The sequence below is a fragment of the Hansschlegelia sp. KR7-227 genome, from assembly GCF_049446035.1.
Lineage (GTDB): Bacteria > Pseudomonadota > Alphaproteobacteria > Rhizobiales > Methylopilaceae > Methylopila.
The window spans coordinates 2,921,847-2,940,957 of record NZ_JBMSEA010000001.1 but is presented as its reverse complement, the minus strand read 5'-3'; the positions used below and the strand labels follow the sequence as shown (position 1 = coordinate 2,940,957).

The following is a 19,111-nucleotide window of genomic DNA, read 5'->3' as shown; positions in this document are numbered from 1 at the left end:
TCAGTCGGAAGCGCCGCGGGAGCCGCGGACGCGCGTGAGCCAGGACGCCAGACGGCCGAACAGCAGGCCGGCGACGAGGCGGAACGGGTTGAGGCCCGAAGGCGCTGCGGCGGGCGTCGGCCCGGCGTCGCCGCGGCCGGCGAGCTTCGCCTCGAGGTTGCGCGCGAAATCGGCCGTGAGCCGCCCCGCGATGTCGCGGACGAGGCCCGGCCGTCCGAACTGCGCGAGCGGGCCTTTGAGCGTGTAGCCGACGGCGAGCGCGACCTCGGACGTCCCCGGCTCGGCCCCTTGCGCGACGCGGTAGCGGACCTCGCCCTGCGCGGCCGACCTCCCGTCGGCGCCGGCGCCGAGGATGCGGCCTTCGCGGCTCGCCTCGTCGCGGGTGATCGCGGCGGCGCCCCGGAAGGCGGCGGAGATCGGTCCGACCTTGACGCGGATCCCGCCCTCGACCCGCTCGGGCGAGGGGACGGCGTCGACGAAGGCGCCGGGGAGGCAGGCCGCGACCTCCTCGACCTTGCCGAACAGCGCGAAGACCTCGTCCGGCGGGAACGCCACGGCGAAGCGCTGCTCGAAGCTGTGGGCCGGCGTGAAGTCCTGGATGAACGCGGCCGGCGCGGCGGCGGCCGCCGCCCGCTCCGGCCCGGCCGGCGTCCGCGCGCGCTCGGTCGGCCGGGCGCGGCTCGGGCGCGCGCCCACCGGACCGAGCCCGCGCCCCCCGGCGCCGCCCGGCGCGACGCCGCGGGCGCGGCGCTCGGCGATCACCGATTGGATCGCCTTGACGATGCCGGCGTAGCCCGTGCAGCGGCAGAGATTGCCGGCGAGACCGACGCGGATGCGGCGCTCGTCCGCGTCGGGCAACCGCAGGGCGAGGTCGCGGGCCGCGACCAGCATGCCCGGCGTGCAGAAGCCGCATTGCAGCGCGTGCTCGCGGTTGAAGGCCGCCCTGAGCTCCGCCGTCACCTCGTCGTCGTCGAGGCCCTCGATCGTCGTGATCTCGGCGTCGTCGCAGGTCGCGGCGAAGGTCAGGCAGGAGCGGGCGGGCTCGCCGTCGACGAGCAGCGTGCATGCGCCGCAGACGCCGTGCTCGCAGCCGAGATGGGCGCCCGTGAGGTTCAGGTCCTCGCGCAGGAAATCGGCGAGATGGGTGCGCGGCTCGACCGTGGCCGAAACCGCGCGGCCGTTGACGGTGAGCGCGATCGTGCGGGCGTCGGTGGTGCGGACGATCATGTTCACGCCGCGGCCCTCACATCCGCCGGCGCGCCGCCTGCGGCCTGCAGAACGGCGCGGCGCAGGGCCTCGACGCGGATATGCGCGTCGACCGGGCCCGTGACGCCGGAGGCTCGGACGGCCTCGGCCGCCGCGTCGCGGTCGAAGTCGGCGGAGAAGCCCGGGCGGATCGCGCCGCCGAACACGGCGCGCGCGTCCTCGATCACGAGCGGGGGCTGGTCGGCGCCTCCGACCACGGCGCGGCCCACGCCGCGCTCCGGATCGATCAGCGCGACGCCGATCGCATGGGCGAACTCGCCGACCTTGCTCGCATGCTTGAAGTAGCCGAAGCGCGCGGCCGGCGACGGCGCGGGCACGCGCACGGCGACGACGAGTTCGTCGGGCTGAAGCGCCGTCGACAGCGCGCCGGCGATGAAGCGCGACAGCGGCAGCCGCTTGCGGCCGGCGCGGGAGGCGATCTCGACTTCGGCGCCGAAGGCCTGGAGCGCGGACAGCCAGTCGGCCGCCGGGTCGGCGTGGGCGAGGCTGCCGCCGATCGTGCCGCGGTTGCGCACCGCGCGGTAGGCGATGCCGGAGGCGACCCGCGCCAGCATGCCTGTCCCGACGTCCGGCGCGCGGCCGTCCTCGATGTCGGCGTGGGTGACGCAGGCGCCCAGAACCAGCGTGTCGCCCTCGCGTCCGACCTGCCGCAGCTCCGCGAGCCCGGCGATGTCGACCACGAGGTCGGGCTCGACGAGGCGCAAATTCAGCATCGGCCCGAGCGACTGGCCGCCGGCCAGAACCTTCACGACCCGCGAGCCCTCGCCGAGCAGCGCCAGCGCGTCGGCGAGGTCGCGCGGCCGTTCGAGCGCGAAGCGGGCGGCCTTCATGCCGCGTCCCTCCGCTCGGCGGCGGCGCCGCGGGCCGCGAGCACGGCCTCCACGATCCGCCGCGGGGTGACCGGCGACGCCAGCATCTCGATTCCGAGCGGGCGCAGCGCGTCGTTGATCGCGTTGGCGATGGCGGCCGGCGGCGCGATGGCGCCGCCCTCGCCGATGCCCTTCACGCCGAAGCGCGTGTAGGGCGAGGGCGTCTCCATGTGGTCGATGCGCGGGTTCGGCACCTCGGCCGCGCCCGGCAGCAGATAGTCGGCGAGCGTCGAGGCGAGCGGCTGCCCCGAGGCGTCGAACGGCATCTCCTCGAGCAGCGCCGTGCCGATCCCCTGCGCGAGCCCGCCGAGGATCTGGCCGTCGACCACCATCGGGTTCACCAGCACGCCGCCGTCCTCGACGATGACGTAGTCGAGGATCTCGACCGCGCCGAGCTCCGGATCGACCGCGAGCGTGACGGCGTGGGCGGCGTAGGAGAAGGTGCCGCTGTCGCGCACGGGCTTGTAGCCCGCCGTCACTTCGAGCCCGCCGCCATCGACGCCGGCCGGCAGGTCCTGCGGCCGCCGGTACCAGACGCGCGCGATCTCGGAGAGCGCGAGGTCGCCGTTCGGGCCGATCACACGGCCGTTCTGGAAGCGCACCTCGGCGAGCTCGGCCTGGAGCAGATGCGCGCCGATCGCCCGCGCGCGCTCGACCAGCGCCTCGCAGGCTGTCGCGACCGCGCCGCCCGCCATCACCATCATCCGCGAGCCCCAGGCGCCGGTGGAGTAGGGCGTCATCGCGGTGTCGCCATGCACCAGCCGGGTGCGCGCGACCGGCACGCCGAGGATCTGGTGCGCCACCTGGGCCAGCGTGGTCTCGAGCCCCTGGCCGTGCGAATGCGCGCCGATCCGGAGCTCCAGCCCGCCGTCGGGCGTGATCCGCGCGCCGGCCTGCTCATGCCCCGGCACCATCGGAATGCCCCAGCCGGAATAGACAGAGGTGCCGTGGGCCGCCTGCTCGCAATAGATCGACAGCCCGAAGCCGATGCGGCGGCCGTCCGGCTCGCCCTCCTTCTGGCGCGCGCGCACGGCCTCGACGTCGATCGCGGCAAGCGCGCGCGTCAGCGCCTGCGGGTAGTCGCCGCTGTCGAAATGCTTGTTGGTGATGTTGTCGAACGGCATCTGGTCGGGCCGCACGAGGTTCTTCAGCCGCACCGTCTCCGGCGGCAGGCCGGCTTCGGCCGCGACCGCGTCGAGCGCGAGCTCCAGCGCGAAGCACACGCCGGTCCGCGCCACGCCGCGATAGGGCAGGATCGGCGCCTTGTTGGTCGCGACCGACCAGGTGCGGCAGCGATAGGCGGGGAAGTCGTAGGGGCCGGGCAGGATGCTCGCGACCTGGGCCGCTTCGAGGCAGGCCGAGAACGGGTAGGCGGAGTAGCAGCCGCTGTCGACGGTCGCCTCGCAGTCGACGCCGCGAATGGTCCCGTCGCGGTCGGCGTAGACCGTGATCTCGTAATGGTGCTCGCGGCAGTTGGCGTTGCCGGTGAGGTGCTCCCGGCGGTCCTCCAGCCAGCGCACGGGATGGCCGCAGCGCAGCGCGAGCCAGCCGAGGCAGACCTCCTCGGCGAGCAGGATGCCCTTGTAGCCGAAGCCGCCGCCGACGTCGGGCGCGACGACGCGCACCCCGCCCTCGTCCATGCCGAGGCATTCCGAAAGCCCCGAGCGCACGATGTGCGGCATCTGGCAGGCGGTGTGCAGCGTGAGCTGCTCGAGCCGCCGGTCGTAATGCGCGACCACGCCGCGGCCCTCGATCGGCGCCATGCACTGCCGGCTGGTCGAGATCGTCCGGCTGACCTTGATCGGCGCGTCGAAGGCCGCCGCGATGTCGATGTCGACCAGCGTCTCCAGGAAGACGTTGTCGCCCCAGTGCTCGTGGACGAGCGCCGCGCCGGGCTCGCGCGCCTTGAGCATGTCGTGGACCGCCGGCAGCTCCTCGAGGTCGAGCTCGACCATGGCCGCGACGTCCTCGGCCTCGGCGCGGGTCGGGGCGACGCACATCGCGATCGCCTCGCCGACCTGCCGCACTTTTTCGGTCGCGAGCGGCGGCTGCTCGGAGGGCTTGAAGCCGGGCAGGCCCGACACCGCGCGGATCGGGCTGACGCCGACGAGGTCGGCGGCGACGAAGACGCGGTCGCGCACCGCCTCCGGGATCGTGATCCCGCGGATGCGGGCATGCGCCAGCGGCGAGCGCACGAAGGCGACGTCCTGCATCCCCGCCATGCGGATGTCGCCGACATACTGCCCGCGCCCGCGCATGTAGCGGTCGTCCTCCTTGCGCGGCAGCCGCGCGCCGACGCCTTGCGCCGCGGGGGACGGCCCGCCGGTCACGCCGGGGCCTTTCCGGTGAGCGCCTGCTTGAGGATGTCCTGCGCCGCGCGGACCAGAACCCCGTCCGGCGAGACGAACTCCTCCAGAATGCTGAAATGGTCGGCGCCTTCGACCACGATGAGCGCGCCGGGCGCCCCGCCGACCGCGCGGATCTCCGAAAGCTGCTCGGAGTCGCGCATCAGCGCCGGAAGCTCCGCCGCGCCATAGACGATCGCGAGGGGCTTCGGCGACGGCGGCAGCCTGAGCGGCGAGAGCGTCGCGATCTCGTCGTCGGTGAGGTTCAGCGCGCCGTTGAGGAAGGTGTCGCGGATCGGCGCGAGCTCGTAGACGCCGGAGACCGCCAGTCCGGCCTTCACCGCGGCGTGGTCGAGCAGCAGGACCGCGAGCTGCGCGCCCGCCGACCAGCCGGCGAGCACGATCGGCCCGTCGACCCCGTGCTGCCGGCCTTCGCGGGCGAGCCAGTCGAGCGCGTCGCCGAGTTCGGCGACGATGTCGGCGACGGTGACCTCCGGCGCCAGCGAGTAGCCGGGCATCGCGACCGACCAGCCGGCGGAGCGCAGCCCTTCGGCGTAATGGGCGAAGACCTCGCGCGAGTTCCGCTGCCAGTAGCCGCCATGGATGAAGACGAGGCAGGGGGAGGCGGGGTCGTCCGCGGGATAGAGGTCGATCGCCTGCCGCGTTTTCGGCCCGTAGGCGAGGTCGAGCTTCGCCGGGTGCTCGGCGCGGTAGGCCGCGGCGAGCGCGTCGCGGCGCACGATCATGCGCGCGCTGCCGGGCACGGCGGCGTTGTTGTTGTAGGCCGCGTCGCGCTCCTCCTGCGACAGGCGGCCCCAGACCTCCTGCGGGGCGTCGCTCACGCCGCGATGGCCTGCGGCAGGATCGGCGAGTCGGCGTCGAAGCGCTTGCCCGCGCGCAGACAGAAGGCCGGCGTCAGCAGCCGTTCGGCGACCACGCGATGATCCTCGTTGTCGCGCAGGATGAAGCGGCCGCGCTCGTCGTTCAGCACCGAGACGTCCGCCGTGCGGCCGACCGCGAGCGCGCCCAGCGTGTCGGTCATGCCCAGCATCTTGGCGGGGTTCACGGTGACCATCGGCACGACCTGGTCGAGGCTGAGGCCGAGCGTCATCATCGAGCTCATCGCCTGCGTCAGGCTGAAGCGCGCCTGGCCCTTGAAGGGATGGTTCTCGTCGTCGACATGCTCCTCCGGCGTGCCGGCCGGGGCCGGATGCTCGGGCACCTGGGTGTTGTAGCCGTGCATGTCGGCGCCCAGCGTGTGGGGCACGACGCCGGCGTCGAGCGCCATGCGGGCGAGCCGGTAGGAGAAGTGGCTGCCATGGCCGACGTCGACCTTGAGGCCGCGGTCGAGCGCCGCCTGGATGACGTGGTGCACCTCGCCCTCGCGGTTCACGAAGCCGCCGGGATGGCGCGTGAACGGATGGGCGAGCACGTCGCCCTCCTTGAGCAGCGGAATGACGCGTTCGAGGATGGTGTCGGCGTCCTCGCCATTGGCGCCGCTCTCCGGCAGGCCCCAGAGCTGGCCGAAATGGACGTAGAGCGGCAGGTCGGCGCGGCGGGCGATCTCGGCCGCCATCTCCATGACGCGGATGCCCCAGCGCGCGAAGCCGCCGATTTCGGCGTGGCCCTTGATGCCGCGCACGATGTCCTTGTTGGCGTTGGCGGAGCGCACCGTCGCCTCGATGTCGACGCCGTCGGGGCTGTAGAGGTTGGGATAGAAATGGCCCTCAAGCCCGCCGACGAGATAGGCGGAGAGAAAGGCCAGAACGTTGGTCTCGGAGCGCTCGACGATGAACTTCCGGAAGCCCGGCAGCGTCATGCAGGACGGGCCGCCCTGGTCGATCACGGTCGTGACGCCGGAGCGCACCCCGACCATGTCCGGATCGAGCCCGAAGCGCCCGGTGACGTATTGGTAGACGTGCCCATGCGTGTCGATCAGGCCGGGCAGGACGAGCTTGCCAGAGACGTCGACCACCTTCGCGGCGCTGCTCGGGAGGATCGCCTCCTCGATCGCCGCGATCTTGCCGCCCTTGATCGCGATGTCGCGCACGCCGTCGAGGCCCGACGCGGGGCACATCACCCGTCCGCCCTTGAGCAGCAGGTCGTAACCGGTCGCTTCCGCCATTGTCGTTCTCCGTCACGCGACCGCCGGAGGCTTGCCCCCGCAGTCGAAAAAGCGAAGTATGCTTCGCAATTGGACATGCAGTCCGCATGCCAGTCAAGGGAACGAGATGAAGGCCGAACGCGCGGAAATCCCGCTGGACGCTGAGGAAAGCCAAGCGGCGTCAAACGCTTCTAACGAGACATGGCCTCTGCTGGAGCGGCCCGGTTTTCTCGTGCGTCGCCTGCATCAAATTCATGTCAGCCTGTTCGCAGAGCTCTGCGCCGAGTTCCGCATGACGCCGCTGCAGTACAGCCTGCTGTCGGCGCTCTCGGAGCGCGGCGTCGCCGACCAGACGACGCTCGCGCGCGCCGTAGCCCTCGACCGCACGACGACGACCGGCGCCCTGAAGCGCCTGGAGGCGCGCGGGCTGGTGCAGCGCGTCGTCTCCGAGCGCGACCGGCGCGCCCAGGCCTGCCGGATGACGCCGGAGGGCGAGGCGCTGCTCGCAGCCATGGAGCGCTCCGCCCGCGCAGCCCATGCGGCCACCGTCGAGGTTCTCAGCGAGAGCGAGCGCGCGACCTTCATCGCCCTGCTCAAGCGCATCGTCGACGCCCATGAGGGCAGCCGCGCCGCGACCCTGACCGATAAATAGGCGGAAGTTGCGCGTCTGTTGGGCGACCGGTCGCGCGGCGCCCGTCGGCGCCGGGATTTGCCGCGCGGGTTTCGCGCGGCTATCGGTCGGCGCCGTCCGTTTCTCATCAAAGGTCCGACCGTCATGACCGGAGCTGACACGAGGGGCCCCGACGGCCCTCTCGCCGGCCTGCTGGTCGTCTCGCTGGAGCAGGCGGTCGCCGCCCCGATGTGCACGATGCGGCTCGCCGACGCCGGCGCCCGCGTGATCAAGCTCGAGCGCCTCGACGGCGACACCGCCCGGCACTACGACCGCTCGGTCCAGGGCATGAGCGCGTATTTCGCCTGGCTGAACCGGGGCAAGGAAAGCGCGGCGCTCGACCTGAAGAACGAGCAGGACCTCGCGGTCGCGCGCGCCCTCGTCGCCAAGGCCGACGTGTTCGTCCAGAACGTCGCGCCGGGCGCGAGCGTCCGCCTCGGGCTCGGCGCGAAGGACCTCGTCGCGCGCCATCCCCGGCTGATCGCGCTCGACATCGTCGGCTACCGCCAGTCGACGCCGGCGAAGGGGCGCCGGGCCTACGACATGCTGGTGCAGGCCGAGAGCGGGATCTGCAGCGTGACCGGATCGCCGGACGAGGCCGTCAAGGTCGGCGTGTCGATCGCCGACATCGGCGCCGGCATGAACGCCCACGCCGCGATCTGCCAGGCGCTTTATGAGCGCGAGCGCACCGGCCGCGGCAAGGCGATCGAGATCGCCATGTTCGACTCCATGGCCGAATGGATGGCGGTGCCCTTCCTGCAATACGAGCAGGCCGGCCGCGTCACGCCGCGCACAGGCCTGTCCCATGCGGTGATCTTCCCCTACCACGTCGCGCAATGCCGCGACGGCGGGGTGGTGATCGCGGTGCAGAGCCCGGCGGAATGGCTCCGCTTCTGCGACGGCGTCATGGAGCGGCCGGCGCTCGCGGCCGACCCGCGCTTCGCCGACAACCCGGCGCGGCTCGCAAACCGCGACGCACTGGTCGCGATCATCCAGGAGGTGTTCGGGCCGGCGACGCGCGCGGAGATGATCGCGAGGCTCGAGGCGCGCCAGCTCGCCTGGGCGAACGTCTCCGACATAGCCGACCTCGCCGCCCACCCCGCGCTCACCCGCATGACGATCCCGCTCGACGACGGCGGGAGCTTCGACGTGCCGACCTCGCCGCTCACCGTGGCGCGAGAGGGCCGCAGGCCCCCGGCGCTCGGCGAGCACACCGCGGCGATCCGCGCGGAGGTGGCGCTGGGGGCATGACGTGTTCCCGGCGCAGTGGCGGCGCCGCGCCGGGGCAGCGAACGCGCCCCGGATCGCCGCCCCGGGCTAGAGCGCGATCACGTCCCCGGTATCGTCCGTCTCGCCCCGCGGCCGTCGTTCCGGGCTTGTCCCGGAACCCATTTCCTCGGCGTGGTCAATGGCATACCGCCGTCGGCGGGAATGGATCCCGGGACGAGCCCGGGATGACGGGCGAGGATCTTTCGCTTCAAAGCGAGGCGACCGCGCTCTAGGGCGCGATCACGTCCCCGGTATCGTCCGTCTCGCCCCCGCAGCCGTCGTTCCGGGCTTGTCCCGGAACCCATTTCCTCTTCGTGGTCAATGGCGTGCCGCCGTCGGCGGGAATGGATCCCGGGACAAGCCCGGGATGACGGGCGAGGATCTTGCGCTTCAAAGCGAGGCGACCGCGTTCTAGGGCGCGATCACGTCCCCGGTATCGTCAGTCTCGCCCCCGCAGCCGTCGTCCCGGGCTTGTCCCGGAACCCATTTGCTCTTCGTGGTAATTGGCATACCGCCGTCGCGGGAATGGATCCCGGGACAAGCCCGGGATGACGGGCGAGGATCTTTTCGCTTCAAAGCGAGGCGACCGCGCTCTCGACGCCTGCCTGTGCTCGCCGCGAAAGGACGAGCGATTGCAACGGGATACCGGGTCGTGCGGTCATCCGCCCGGGATCAACTTTTCGAGAGCGCCGCCCAGGCGGGTCATTTTCCTGTCATGGCCGGCTTGAGCTGGCATGCCACATGTGGCATTCCAGATACCGCATACCAGCCATGCGCTGACAAGGCGGCTCCGCCGTCTCGTTCAGCGCCGACGCGGGAGACACGCGTGGGCCGATCCTATCCTGCAAGCGACCGTAACGCGCCGGGCGTCGTCCGGCCATGCGGCCCGGGCCGTCAGGCCCCGCGCGGACGAACGCCGTCCGATCCGCTTCTCCCCTCCCGACCGCCGCGCGCGTGACGTCGCGCGGGGCCTGAGCGCCCTTCGCGCCGCGCTTTCGCGCGCCGAACGCCCCGAACAATCCAGTCCTCCCCACCGCCGCAGCGCGAGCGCGCCGCAGCGCCCGCAACCGCTTATCCCTTTGTCGGGATAGCCGAATTTCCACTACCCAATTCGCCGAACCACCGTCACGACAATCGGCCGACATGAGCCGAAGTCAAAACTTCGAGGGAACGCCACATGAGTGAAGCCACCGCCGCCGCGGCGCCGCCGACGGTCTCCAACTCCAAACGTTGGACCCAGATCGTCGTCGGCGTCATCTGCATGATCGCGACCGCGAACATCCAATACGCCTGGACGCTGTTCGTGCCGGAGATCCAGCAGACCTTCGGCTGGGAGCGCGCCTCCATCCAGTTCGCCTTCACGATCTTCGTCCTGGTGCAGACCTGGCTGACGCCGATCGAAGGCTACTTCATCGACAAATACGGCCCGCGCTTCATGGTCGCCACCGGCGCCGTGTTCATCGGCCTGGCCTGGGTGCTGAACTCCTACGCGACCTCGCTGATGGGCTTCTATGTCGGCGCGGCCGTCGGCGGCGTGGGCGTCGGCTGCATCTACGCGACCTGCATCAACAACGCGCTGAAGTGGTTCCCGGACCGCCGCGGTCTCGCGGTCGGCCTCACCGCCGGCGGCTACGGCGCGGGCTCGGCCGCCACCATCCTGCCGATCGCCGCGATGATCGAGACCGCCGGCTTCCAGCAGGCCTTCTTCACCTTCGGCATCATCCAGGGCCTGCTCGCCTTCTGCGCCGCCTGGTTCCTGCGCTCGCCGGAGAAGTCCGAGGTCCGGTCCTCCCACAAGGTGAACCAGACCCGCCGCGACTACACGCTCAAGGAGGCGATGAGCACCAAGCTGTTCTGGCTGATGTTCCTGATGTTCATCTGCGTCGTCACCGGCGGCATGATGGCGGTCGCCCAACTCGGCGTCATCGCGCAGGACCTCGGCGTCAAGAACTTCTCGGTCAACCTCTACTTCATCACCATGGCGGCGCTGCCGCTCGCCTTGATGCTCGACCGGGTCATGAACGGAATCTCGCGCCCGCTGTTCGGCTGGATCTCCGACCAGATCGGCCGCGAGAAGACCATGCTGATCGCCTTCACGCTCGAAGGCCTCGGCATCATCGCGCTCGGCTATTTCGGCTCCAACCCCTACGCCTTCCTGATCCTGTCGGGCGTGGTGTTCCTGGCCTGGGGCGAGGTCTACTCGCTGTTCTCGGCGCTCGCCGGCGACGCCTTCGGCACCAAGCACATCGGCAAGATCTACGGCGTGCTCTATTGCGCCAAGGGCATCGGCGCGCTGTTCGTGCCCGTCGGCAATCTGCTGATGGAGGCGACCGGCACCTGGTCGAGCGTGCTCTACACCGTCGCCGCCATGGACCTGTTCGCGGCCTTCCTCGCGATCGTGGCGCTGCGCCCGGTGCTCGCGGCCCATGTCGCCCGCTCGACGCTCGCCAAGCCCGACGTCGCGCTCGACGGCGAACCGGCGCTCGCCCGCGCCTGACCGGCCGTCGACACGTCCCCCGGCCATTGGCCGGGGGACAAGGGGAAGGGGCAGGCGTGTCGGCGCCTGCCCCTTTTTCATGCGCTTAGAGACCCCGCAGGCGGCGGAGGCCGCAGGGCGCGGGGCCGAACGACCTCATAGCCATCCGCGGCCGGTCTGCGGTACTCATGGGCGATGACCGCCCTTCAGACGTGCCTCGCCGCCCTGGCCGCCGCCGCCGCCAAAACGCCCGGCGAGGCCAAGGCGCTGTCGATCGACGCCATCGAGCGCTTCGCGGCCGGCGGCCCTCCGGAGGAGGCGCCCGCCCGCCTCCAGACGCTCGCCGACGGCTACGACGCGCTGAAGCTGGAAGGGGCCGTCGCGGTCCTGGTCCGGGATGCGATCGCGCGGCGGATCGCGCTGCTCGAGGGCGAGGGCTCCTCGCCCGCGGCGTAGTCCGTCAGCCCTGCGACAGCCGCACGACGTTCGCCTGCACGATCGCGCGATAGTCCTCGATGATCCGGTCGAGCGATCCGCCCGCGAGAAAGGCCGGCCCGTGGCGCAGCGCCGCCTCGGTCTTTTCCGACATCATCAGGATCGCCTCTTCCCCGGCGGCGGCCCCGCCCATGGCGGCCTTCATCATCCGCATGCCGATCACCTGGTGGCACTCGGCCGTGAGCAGGACCATGCTGTAGAGCGTGTCGAACATCTGCGCGCCTCCGGCAGAGACGCGTTCCGCTGCGTGCTGCAGCGCGTCAACGCCAGCGGCGCCCGGAGGTTCCCGCCTACCGTTCGTCCCCGCGCACGGACGGGCCGAAGATCCGGCGCACCTGGACGTCGGCCGCTCCCGCCGTCTCGAGGGAGGCGCGCAGCCTGAGCGCCGAGTCGAGCGTCGGCGCCTCCATCTCGATCCGTTTCGCGCCGTCCAGAAAACTCACGACAAACATCGCTTCGCGCCCCCGCTCGGCGAGCTTACGCGTGAGGCCGGCAAAAGGTTGCGCGCGATCTTCGCGCGCGCGTCAGGCGCGGCGCTCGGAACGAAACGCCCCGCCGGCCGCTGTCTCGGAAGGACACGGGAGGCCGGCATGGGCACGAGCCTGGACCAGACGACGCTCGACGCGATCGGCGAGATGCTGCGCGCCCGGCTGAGCGCGATCGAACGCCAGCCGCTGCCGCTGTCGCTCCTGCTGCTCACCGTCGAGCTCGAAATCCTCGCCGAGGCGCGCAAGGCCTTCGGCGAGGAGTAGCGCCGCCGCCGTGTCGGCCGCCGCCGCAGGCCCGCGCGTGCGCGCTTCCCGGTCATTTCGCGCGGGGCGCGCCCGCGGCGGCGCGCGCGACGCCCTATATGCTTACGACGACCATATGGGAGCGACGATGACGGGCCAGGGCAAGACGCTGTATGTCAGCGAGAACGGCGACCGCTGGGACCTGCTCCGCAACCCGGACGGCGAGATTTTCGTGCGGCACACCGGCAACGTCTCGTCCGGCGGCCACGTCGCCGACATGGGCCTCGGAATCTTCCTCACCCTCGGCCGCAACGGCCCCGAGCACCAGGCGATGTGGCGCCTGATCGGAACGCTGCTGGACGAGGGGGAGTAAAGGCTTGGGCGCAGCGCACGGTCTGCTCCGCCTCGATGCGGCGAGCCCGTGCGCATGCGGCTTTCGTTCATTCAGGGAGTATGGCTGCTGGCCGGCTCGACGTCCGGCGCCGCAGGCGGGACGTGATCCGCCGCAGGCGCGTGTCCGGGACCGGTGATCTCGGGACGAAACGCATCGCCCATATGCGACGAGGGCGCCGAGACGCCGCCGCTGAGCGAGAAGGGCTGATCCTTAGAGCGGATCACGGCGGGCGTGAGCGCCTTCAGGCGCCTGGCGATCGCCCGCTGCACCTTCTCGTCTATGGGCCTGCCGCTGGCCTGCATGAAGAAGGAGAGCTGCAGAAGCCGCAGGCCCTTCGTCTGCGAAACGGCGTCCGAGGCGTATCCCGCCAGAAACGTGCTGATCGCGATCTGCCCGCGAGGCAGCCCTTTCGGACCAAGCTCGGCAAGGGAGCTCAGGCAGGTGTCGAGAATCGGCATGTCGGGACGGTAGGATTTCGACTTTCCGTCCACAAGCCAGCGCCCAATACCTTTGGCGGGGCGCCCCTATCAATCGAGGTCGAGGGACCGCTCGAGAGCGGACGCGCTCACCTCCTTGTCGTCCTTGCCGAGCACGACGATGTCCCTGAAGCCTCGCCTCGCCAGCTCATGCGACCTCTCGAGCGCCTGCTCCGCGGTTCCGCACGCGAAGGTGACGGCGCGGCCGGTGTGGTCGACGGCTTTGACCTTGAACAAACAGAGCCTCCCTACATGCGTGGCGCCGAGCATAGAGGAGGCGAGCCCGATCCACGAGGGTCGTCAACCGCTGGCAGTTTCAAAATGAGACGCTGCCCGGCGATGGGAGATTGTGGAGATTGCAGCGGGAGGGCACGACCAAGACCGAATTGCAGGCGATCATCCGCGCCAACGCCGATCGCGAGCCCGCATCATGTCCGACGAAGGCCGTTGGCGCCCGGTTGCTGTCACCTCCGGAGGCCGACCCCCTTCGCTCGGCGGCGATTTGCGTTCGGGGCTACACGGGATCAGACTCCATCCCATGAGCAAAGATCCGCCGCCGCAAAGCCAAATCGACGAGTTCCGCGCCGCCGCCCGCGAACTAGGGACGGACGACGATGCAGAGCGGTTTGCTGAAAGGGTGCGAAAGCTGGTTAAGCCCAAAGCCACGATGTCACCTGCACAAGGCAGCGTTCGCTCTACCAAGCCGAACGCATAACGGTGACTTACTATCCTGTTTTCGACGTTTCGGCATGGCAAGCGTACCGCCCTGAAGCGCTTGGAACAAAAGAAAAGCGCTGGCTGACGTCACCCGCGGAGCATTCGCTGCCAGGCAGAATGCACCTTTTCAAGATCGGGCGAGCCGGCACTGGAGAAAACTGGTCTGAGAAGGTCGTTTCCGAAATCGCAAAAGGTATGGGCCTGCCATGTGCTCAGTATGATTTTGCGACCTCGGATAATGAAAAAGGAGTTATTACGCCTCGGTTTCTCGCTGATGGCGGAACGTTCTTCGCAGGAAATTTTCTACTTTCAACTATTACAGACGGGTACGACGGAGAAAAGCGCTTTCAGCAGATAAAGTACACGATTGATCGAGTGGTAAGCGTACTAAAGTCGCTACCTCTATTACATAGATATGACGGATTTGATAACCCAACAAATATAACTCCTATTGAGGTATTTTTAGGGTACCTTATATTGGATATATTAGTTGGAAATACAGACAGACACCATGAAAATTGGGGTGTTATAGCTAACGTAGGCGAGCGCGATGTCTCATTGCGACTTGCCCCAACCTTCGACCACGCATCATCTCTTGGGCGAAACGAGCCCGACGATCGACGGCGAATGAGATTGTCCACAAATGACAGGAGGGCGACGGTTTGCTCCTACGCACACAGAGGGAAATCCGCCTTCTATGCCGGGAAAAGCGAAAAACATACTCTTCTTTTGCGAGACACATTAGGTGTCATTAAATATTTGAACCCAAAGGCCTGTAGATACTGGGCTGAGACAGCAGTTGGACTTACGGAGACATTCTTTGAGGAGATTTTTTTACAGATCGATCCTTCTCTGATAGAATCATCGGCGATAGATTTTGCACTTGCAATGTTAAAATGCAACCAACGAACTATAAGGGAGGTGGGTCTTGACGCGTAGATTGTTTGTCGCATGGCAGGACGAGCAATCCCGAACGTGGCACACTATTGCACGCCTCACGAAAAGCGACTCATCTTATGAACTAGTGTTTACAAAGGGTGCCAGGCAACTCAAAGATCTGACTCAAGTTTTATTTGGAATGAATATGGGATATAGATATCAGTTTGATACTTTGATTCCTCTACTCAAAAATAAACTGCCCCCTAAGTCCCGCCTGGACTACCCGGCAATGCTTCGCTGGTTGAATCTTTCTCAACATGAAACCGAATTTGACCTGATCGCAAAATTCGGGCTCATTCCGGGGTCTGATTCTCTTATTATTTACCCGGAGCCTTCCGTTATTGGCGGGTTTTTTGAGTTGGAGTTTTTTGTCCACGGAATTAGGTATATGCATAGGGATGTAATGTCTTGGTGCTCTGGCACCAAGGAGGAGATAGAATTATTTCCAATGCTTGATGTTTGCAACCCATTTGACAATGACGCAGTCGCGCTCCGCCTCCGGGACGGAGGGCTAATTATCGGGTATGTTCCTATTTTCTATTCCCCCGTTATTTCGAATATTCTAAGAGATGAAACTTCACGCCGGACGTGCAGGATTGAGATCGTCCGATGTAACGACGACGCACCAAATCAACTAAAAATTCTTTGCAAAATTACTGCAGATGTCCCGATCAATTTTGATCCAGCGAGCGCTGAAGAGCAGCAGCCCGTTGACGCCTTTATCGCCTCATCTTTAGACGCGGCACCATCTACGCCTCGTAGCGTCTTTTACCGCCACTCAGAAAATTTTCCATTTAAGACGAGCTAGTAAGGTACGCCCCCCGAAAAAGGGCGGCCTTGAATGGTTCAAGCGCAATCTCGCCTAACGCGTTTGCAAGCTACATAATCGCGCCCGCTTGTTAAGAAAACAAAGAACAAGTCTTCCCAGACGTCGTGGATGCCCGGCTTCGCCGAGCATGACGGCGCAACGCCGCGCATCGGTCAGGCGCCGCCTCACCCCGCCAGCTCCCGCATCACCGTGATCAGATCCGCCTTGCCTTCAAACCCGATGCCCGGGAGCTCCGGCATTGTGATGCGACTGTTCTCGACCCGGACCGTGTCGGGGAATCCGCCATAGGGCTGGAACAGATCGGGGTAGCTTTCATTGCCGCCGAGGCCGAGGCCGGCCGCGATGTTGAGCGACATCTGGTGGCCGCCATGGGGGATGCAGCGCGACCAGGACCAGCCGGCGACCTTGAGCGCCTGAAGGGTGCGCATGTATTCGCACAGGCCGTAGGAGAGCGCGCAGTCGAACTGCAGCCAGTCACGGTCCGGCCGCATGCCGCCATGGCGGAGCAGGTTGCGGGCGTCCTGATGCGAGAACAGGTTCTCGCCGGTCGCCATCGGGCCGGGGTAGAATTCGGCGAGCGCCGCCTGCAGCGCGTAGTCGAGCGGGTCGCCCGCCTCCTCGTACCAGAACAGCTTGTACGCCCGGAGCGCCTTGGCGTAGGCGATCGCGGTCTCCAGGTCGAAGCGGCCATTGGCGTCGACGGCGAGCCTTGCCTCGGAGCCGATCTCGGCCAGAACCGCCTCGATGCGCCGGCAGTCTTCGGCGAGAGGCGCGCCGCCGATCTTCATCTTCACGACTGTGTAGCCGCGGTCGAGATAGGAGCGCATTTCTCCGCGCAGCTGCGTGTCGTCCTTGTCCGGATAGTAATAGCCGCCGGCGGCGTAGACGAAGACGGACGGGTTCGCCTCGACCCCGTTGCGCTCCGCGAGCAGCCGGAACAGCGGCTTCTCCGCGATCTTCGCGACCGCGTCCCAGATCGCCATGTCGAGCGTGCCGACCGCGACCGAGCGCTCGCCATGGCCGCCCGGCTTCTCATTGGTCATCATCGCGGCCCAGGCGCGGTCGGGGTCGAAATTGTCGCCGGCCTCGTTCAGCAGGGTCTTGGGGTCGGCCTCCAGAAGGCGGGGCGCGAAGCGTTCGCGGATCAGCCCGCCCTGGCCGTAACGGCCGTTCGAGTTGAAGCCGTAGCCGACGACCGTCCGCCCGTCGCGGACCACATCGGTGACGACCGCGACCAGGCTCGTCGTCATCTTTGAGAAATCGATATAGGCGTTGCGGATCGGCGAGGCGATCGGTTGCGTGATCTCGCGGACGTCGACGATGCGCATGAGGCCCTCCCAGGCGGCGCCGCGGGCGTTGCGCATGGTTGCGCGCGCCTTGCGCCGAATTGACCCGGCGTTTCACATGAATTGCGGCCCGCCTCCAATGCCGATGCGGCGCGTCGCCATGCCGGATCGGCATCGAGCCCGTGATAGGATGCCGCCTCGTGAGGCGGTTCGGGAGCGGCGGCGGTGGAGCTCGTCTGGCTGGAGGATTTCTTCGCGCTCACCGAGACGCGCAATTTTTCGCGCGCGGCGGAGGCGCGGCACGTCACCCAGCCGGCCTTCAGCCGCCGGGTGCGCGCCTTCGAGGACTGGATCGGGGCGCCTTTGTTCGAGCGCGGGCCGCGCGGGGCGGAGCTGACGGCGGCGGGCGAGCGGGTGCGGGCCAGCGGCGGCGAGATCGTCCGGCGCATCCATGATCTGAGGCGCGAGGTCCGCGCGCTCTCGGGCCGCGAAGCGGACGCCGTGCGCTTCTGCTGCACCCACGCGCTGTCCTTCACCTTCTTTCCCGGCTGGGTGCGGGGGGCGGCTCCCGGCCTCGGCGCGATCCGGCTGATCTCGGACAATCTCGCGGCCTGCGAGCAGGTGCTGCGGCGCGGCGAGGCCGAATTCCTTATCTGCCACAATGATCCGCAGGCGCCGGAGCGGATCGGGGAGGGGCGGCTTTCGAGCGTCGTGGTGGGGCGGGACCGGATCCTCGCCGTGAGCGCGCCGGAGGCCGGGGGCGGCCCGCTCTGGGCGCTGCCGGGCCCTGCGGGCGGGCGCGTCCGGCTGCTCGCTTACGCCGAACAGTCCGGGATCGGGCGGATCGTCGCCGCGCGGGTCCTGCCGCCCGCGGAGGCCGACATCGTGTTCACGAGCCATCTCGGCGCGACGCTGATGTCGATGGCGCTGGCGGGCGAGGGCGTCGCCTGGCTGCCGCTCGCGCTCGCAGGCGACGCGCTGCGCGACGGCCGGCTGGTGCCGGCGGCCGGCTCCGGCGAGGGGGACGCGATCGACGTCGAGATCCGCCTGTTCCGCGCCGAGGGCCGGCTCGGCCGCGCGGCGGAGGCGCTGTGGTCGGGGCTTGTGGGCTGAGCGCGGAGCGCTGAGCGCGGAGCCATACCGTTCGGGCATGGCGGCGGCGCGGCGCGCCTCAGCCCCTCCCAAGCGCTCCGGCGACCTCCCTGGATACCTCTATCGCGGTCGCGATCCCGTCCGTGTCGACGTCGAGATGGGTGGTGGCGCGGATCTCATAGGCGTCGGTCGCCCGCATCCGGACGCCCCGCTCGAGGCAGGCGCGCGCGAAGGCGTCGGCGGTAACCCCAAGAGATTGAACGGAAAACCGCAGGATGTTGGACTGCGTGGGGGCGGCGATCACGATCCCCTCGATCGCCCTGAGGCCGGCGTCGAGGGCCTGCGCGTTGGCGTTGTCGATTCTGAGCTGCTCGACGTGATGGTCGAGCGCATAAAGCCCCGCCGCCGCCAGAATTCCCGACTGCCGCATCGCCCCGCCCAGCCGGTACTTCCAGCGCCACGCCTCAATTATCAACGGTTTCGAGCCGCACAGCACCGCCCCGACCGGGCAGCCCAGCCCCTTCGACAGGTCGATCCAGGCGGTGTCGAAGCCCTGGACGTAGTCCGCAGCCGAAATCCCGGTCGCCGCGACCGCGTTCAGAAGCCGGGCCCCGTCGACATGCGCGGCGAGCCCGTGGCGCTTCGCGACGTCCCGGACGGCCCGCATGGTCGCGAGCGGCCAGACTGAGCCGCCGGAGAAAGCCGTTGTGTTTTCAACGGAAATCAGCGCCGACCGCGGCGCCGTGCGGATCTTCGGCCGCACCGCCGCCTCGGCGTCGGAGGCCGAAAACACGCCGTCCGCGGTCGTGATCGGCAGGCTCGAGACGCCCGCGATGGTCGCCGCGCTCGCCGCCTCGGTGTTGAAAATGTGCGACGAAGCGTCGACCACGATCTCGTCCCCCGGCCGCGTCTGCGCGAGGATCGCGGCGAGGTTGCACATCGTCCCCGACGGCATGAACACCGCGTCCTCCATGCCGAGCAGCTCCGCGACCCGTGCGCACAGCGCGTTCGTCGTGGGGTCCGCGCCCGCCTGCTCGTCGCCGACCTCGGCGCGCGCCATCGCCTCGCGCATGCCCGGCGTCGGCCGGCTCTGGGTGTCGGAGAACAGATCGATCACGTCAGCAAGCTCCCGGAGATCTCAGCGGGCTTCGGC

At 68.6% G+C, this 19,111-nt stretch carries 20 protein-coding genes; 9 read left to right on the top strand and 11 right to left on the bottom strand.

Features of this window, described 5'->3' with window-relative positions:
- The 5 genes from ACO2RJ_RS13735 to ACO2RJ_RS13715 form a co-directional block, all read right to left on the bottom strand.
- Positions 1-1,227, bottom strand: a complete 1,227-nt coding sequence (locus tag ACO2RJ_RS13735) for a xanthine dehydrogenase family Fe-S subunit (RefSeq protein WP_423268980.1) — start codon at positions 1,225-1,227, stop codon at positions 1-3.
- Between the two features lie 2 nt (positions 1,228-1,229).
- Positions 1,230-2,096, bottom strand: a complete 867-nt coding sequence (locus tag ACO2RJ_RS13730) for an FAD binding domain-containing protein (protein ID WP_423268566.1) — start codon at positions 2,094-2,096, stop codon at positions 1,230-1,232.
- Positions 2,093-4,393, bottom strand: coding sequence for a xanthine dehydrogenase family protein molybdopterin-binding subunit (locus ACO2RJ_RS13725; RefSeq protein ID WP_423268979.1), 2,301 nt, complete (start codon positions 4,391-4,393; stop codon positions 2,093-2,095). The genes ACO2RJ_RS13730 and ACO2RJ_RS13725 overlap by 4 nt, the downstream gene beginning before the upstream one ends.
- A 68-nt stretch (positions 4,394-4,461) precedes the next feature.
- On the bottom strand, positions 4,462-5,322 hold the full coding sequence (locus tag ACO2RJ_RS13720) for an alpha/beta hydrolase (RefSeq protein ID WP_423268565.1): 861 nt from the start codon (positions 5,320-5,322) through the stop codon (positions 4,462-4,464).
- Positions 5,319-6,605, bottom strand: a complete 1,287-nt coding sequence (locus tag ACO2RJ_RS13715) for an amidohydrolase/deacetylase family metallohydrolase (RefSeq protein ID WP_423268564.1) — start codon at positions 6,603-6,605, stop codon at positions 5,319-5,321. Before ACO2RJ_RS13715 ends, ACO2RJ_RS13720 begins: the two co-directional genes overlap by 4 nt.
- 211 nt (positions 6,606-6,816) lie before the next feature.
- Here ACO2RJ_RS13715 and ACO2RJ_RS13710 point away from each other — a divergent pair, with 211 nt between their 5' ends.
- The 4 genes from ACO2RJ_RS13710 (at position 6,817) to ACO2RJ_RS13695 (ending at position 11,455) form a co-directional block, all read left to right on the top strand.
- Positions 6,817-7,236, top strand: a complete 420-nt coding sequence (locus tag ACO2RJ_RS13710) for a MarR family winged helix-turn-helix transcriptional regulator (RefSeq protein WP_423268563.1) — start codon at positions 6,817-6,819, stop codon at positions 7,234-7,236.
- A gap of 123 nt (positions 7,237-7,359) precedes the next feature.
- Positions 7,360-8,505, top strand: coding sequence for a CaiB/BaiF CoA transferase family protein (locus ACO2RJ_RS13705; protein WP_423268562.1), 1,146 nt, complete (start codon positions 7,360-7,362; stop codon positions 8,503-8,505).
- Positions 8,506-9,700: 1,195 nt separating this feature from the next.
- Positions 9,701-11,020 carry an oxalate/formate MFS antiporter gene (gene oxlT / locus ACO2RJ_RS13700; protein WP_423268561.1) on the top strand — a complete coding sequence of 440 codons (1,320 nt, stop codon included), beginning with the start codon at positions 9,701-9,703 and terminating at the stop codon, positions 11,018-11,020.
- A 174-nt stretch (positions 11,021-11,194) separates the two neighbouring features.
- Complete coding sequence (locus ACO2RJ_RS13695) at positions 11,195-11,455, top strand: hypothetical protein (protein WP_423268560.1); 261 nt, start codon at positions 11,195-11,197, stop codon at positions 11,453-11,455.
- Positions 11,456-11,459: 4 nt separating this feature from the next.
- Here the strand turns inward: ACO2RJ_RS13695 and ACO2RJ_RS13690 are convergent, their stop codons facing one another.
- A complete protein-coding gene (locus ACO2RJ_RS13690; protein WP_423268559.1) occupies positions 11,460-11,708 on the bottom strand; it encodes a hypothetical protein in 249 nt (82 codons plus the stop codon).
- A gap of 76 nt (positions 11,709-11,784) precedes the next feature.
- A complete protein-coding gene (locus tag ACO2RJ_RS13685) occupies positions 11,785-11,937 on the bottom strand; it encodes a hypothetical protein (protein ID WP_423268558.1) in 153 nt (50 codons plus the stop codon).
- 147 nt (positions 11,938-12,084) lie between these two features.
- Between ACO2RJ_RS13685 and ACO2RJ_RS13680 the strand changes: the two genes are divergently transcribed.
- On the top strand, positions 12,085-12,246 hold the full coding sequence (locus tag ACO2RJ_RS13680; RefSeq protein ID WP_423268557.1) for a hypothetical protein: 162 nt from the start codon (positions 12,085-12,087) through the stop codon (positions 12,244-12,246).
- Positions 12,247-12,373: 127 nt separating this feature from the next.
- Positions 12,374-12,598 carry a hypothetical protein gene (locus ACO2RJ_RS13675; protein WP_423268556.1) on the top strand — a complete coding sequence of 75 codons (225 nt, stop codon included), beginning with the start codon at positions 12,374-12,376 and terminating at the stop codon, positions 12,596-12,598.
- A gap of 71 nt (positions 12,599-12,669) precedes the next feature.
- Here the strand turns inward: ACO2RJ_RS13675 and ACO2RJ_RS13670 are convergent, their stop codons facing one another.
- Both ACO2RJ_RS13670 and ACO2RJ_RS13665 read right to left on the bottom strand, forming a co-directional pair.
- Complete coding sequence (locus ACO2RJ_RS13670) at positions 12,670-13,110, bottom strand: hypothetical protein (RefSeq protein ID WP_423268555.1); 441 nt, start codon at positions 13,108-13,110, stop codon at positions 12,670-12,672.
- A gap of 36 nt (positions 13,111-13,146) precedes the next feature.
- A complete protein-coding gene (locus ACO2RJ_RS13665; RefSeq protein WP_423268554.1) occupies positions 13,147-13,332 on the bottom strand; it encodes a hypothetical protein in 186 nt (61 codons plus the stop codon).
- Between the two features lie 480 nt (positions 13,333-13,812).
- On the opposite strand from ACO2RJ_RS13665, the gene ACO2RJ_RS13660 reads away from it, so the two are divergent.
- Both ACO2RJ_RS13660 and ACO2RJ_RS13655 read left to right on the top strand, forming a co-directional pair.
- A complete protein-coding gene (locus ACO2RJ_RS13660) occupies positions 13,813-14,751 on the top strand; it encodes a HipA domain-containing protein (RefSeq protein WP_423268553.1) in 939 nt (312 codons plus the stop codon).
- Positions 14,741-15,559 carry an HIRAN domain-containing protein gene (locus ACO2RJ_RS13655; RefSeq protein ID WP_423268552.1) on the top strand — a complete coding sequence of 273 codons (819 nt, stop codon included), beginning with the start codon at positions 14,741-14,743 and terminating at the stop codon, positions 15,557-15,559. Before ACO2RJ_RS13660 ends, ACO2RJ_RS13655 begins: the two co-directional genes overlap by 11 nt.
- Positions 15,560-15,744: 185 nt before the next feature.
- Here ACO2RJ_RS13655 and ACO2RJ_RS13650 read toward each other — a convergent pair whose 3' ends face one another.
- The gene (locus ACO2RJ_RS13650) at positions 15,745-16,908 is read right to left on the bottom strand and encodes a mandelate racemase/muconate lactonizing enzyme family protein (RefSeq protein WP_423268978.1); all 1,164 of its coding nucleotides are present in this window, start codon (positions 16,906-16,908) and stop codon (positions 15,745-15,747) included.
- Positions 16,909-17,091: 183 nt separating this feature from the next.
- On the opposite strand from ACO2RJ_RS13650, the gene ACO2RJ_RS13645 reads away from it, so the two are divergent.
- Positions 17,092-17,979, top strand: coding sequence for a LysR family transcriptional regulator (locus ACO2RJ_RS13645; RefSeq protein ID WP_423268551.1), 888 nt, complete (start codon positions 17,092-17,094; stop codon positions 17,977-17,979).
- A 58-nt stretch (positions 17,980-18,037) separates the two neighbouring features.
- On the opposite strand, the gene ACO2RJ_RS13640 is transcribed toward ACO2RJ_RS13645, so the two are convergent.
- Positions 18,038-19,075: a threonine aldolase family protein gene (locus ACO2RJ_RS13640; RefSeq protein WP_423268550.1), complete on the bottom strand. Its 1,038-nt coding sequence runs from the start codon at positions 19,073-19,075 to the stop codon at positions 18,038-18,040.
- Positions 19,076-19,111: the final 36 nt, after the last annotated feature.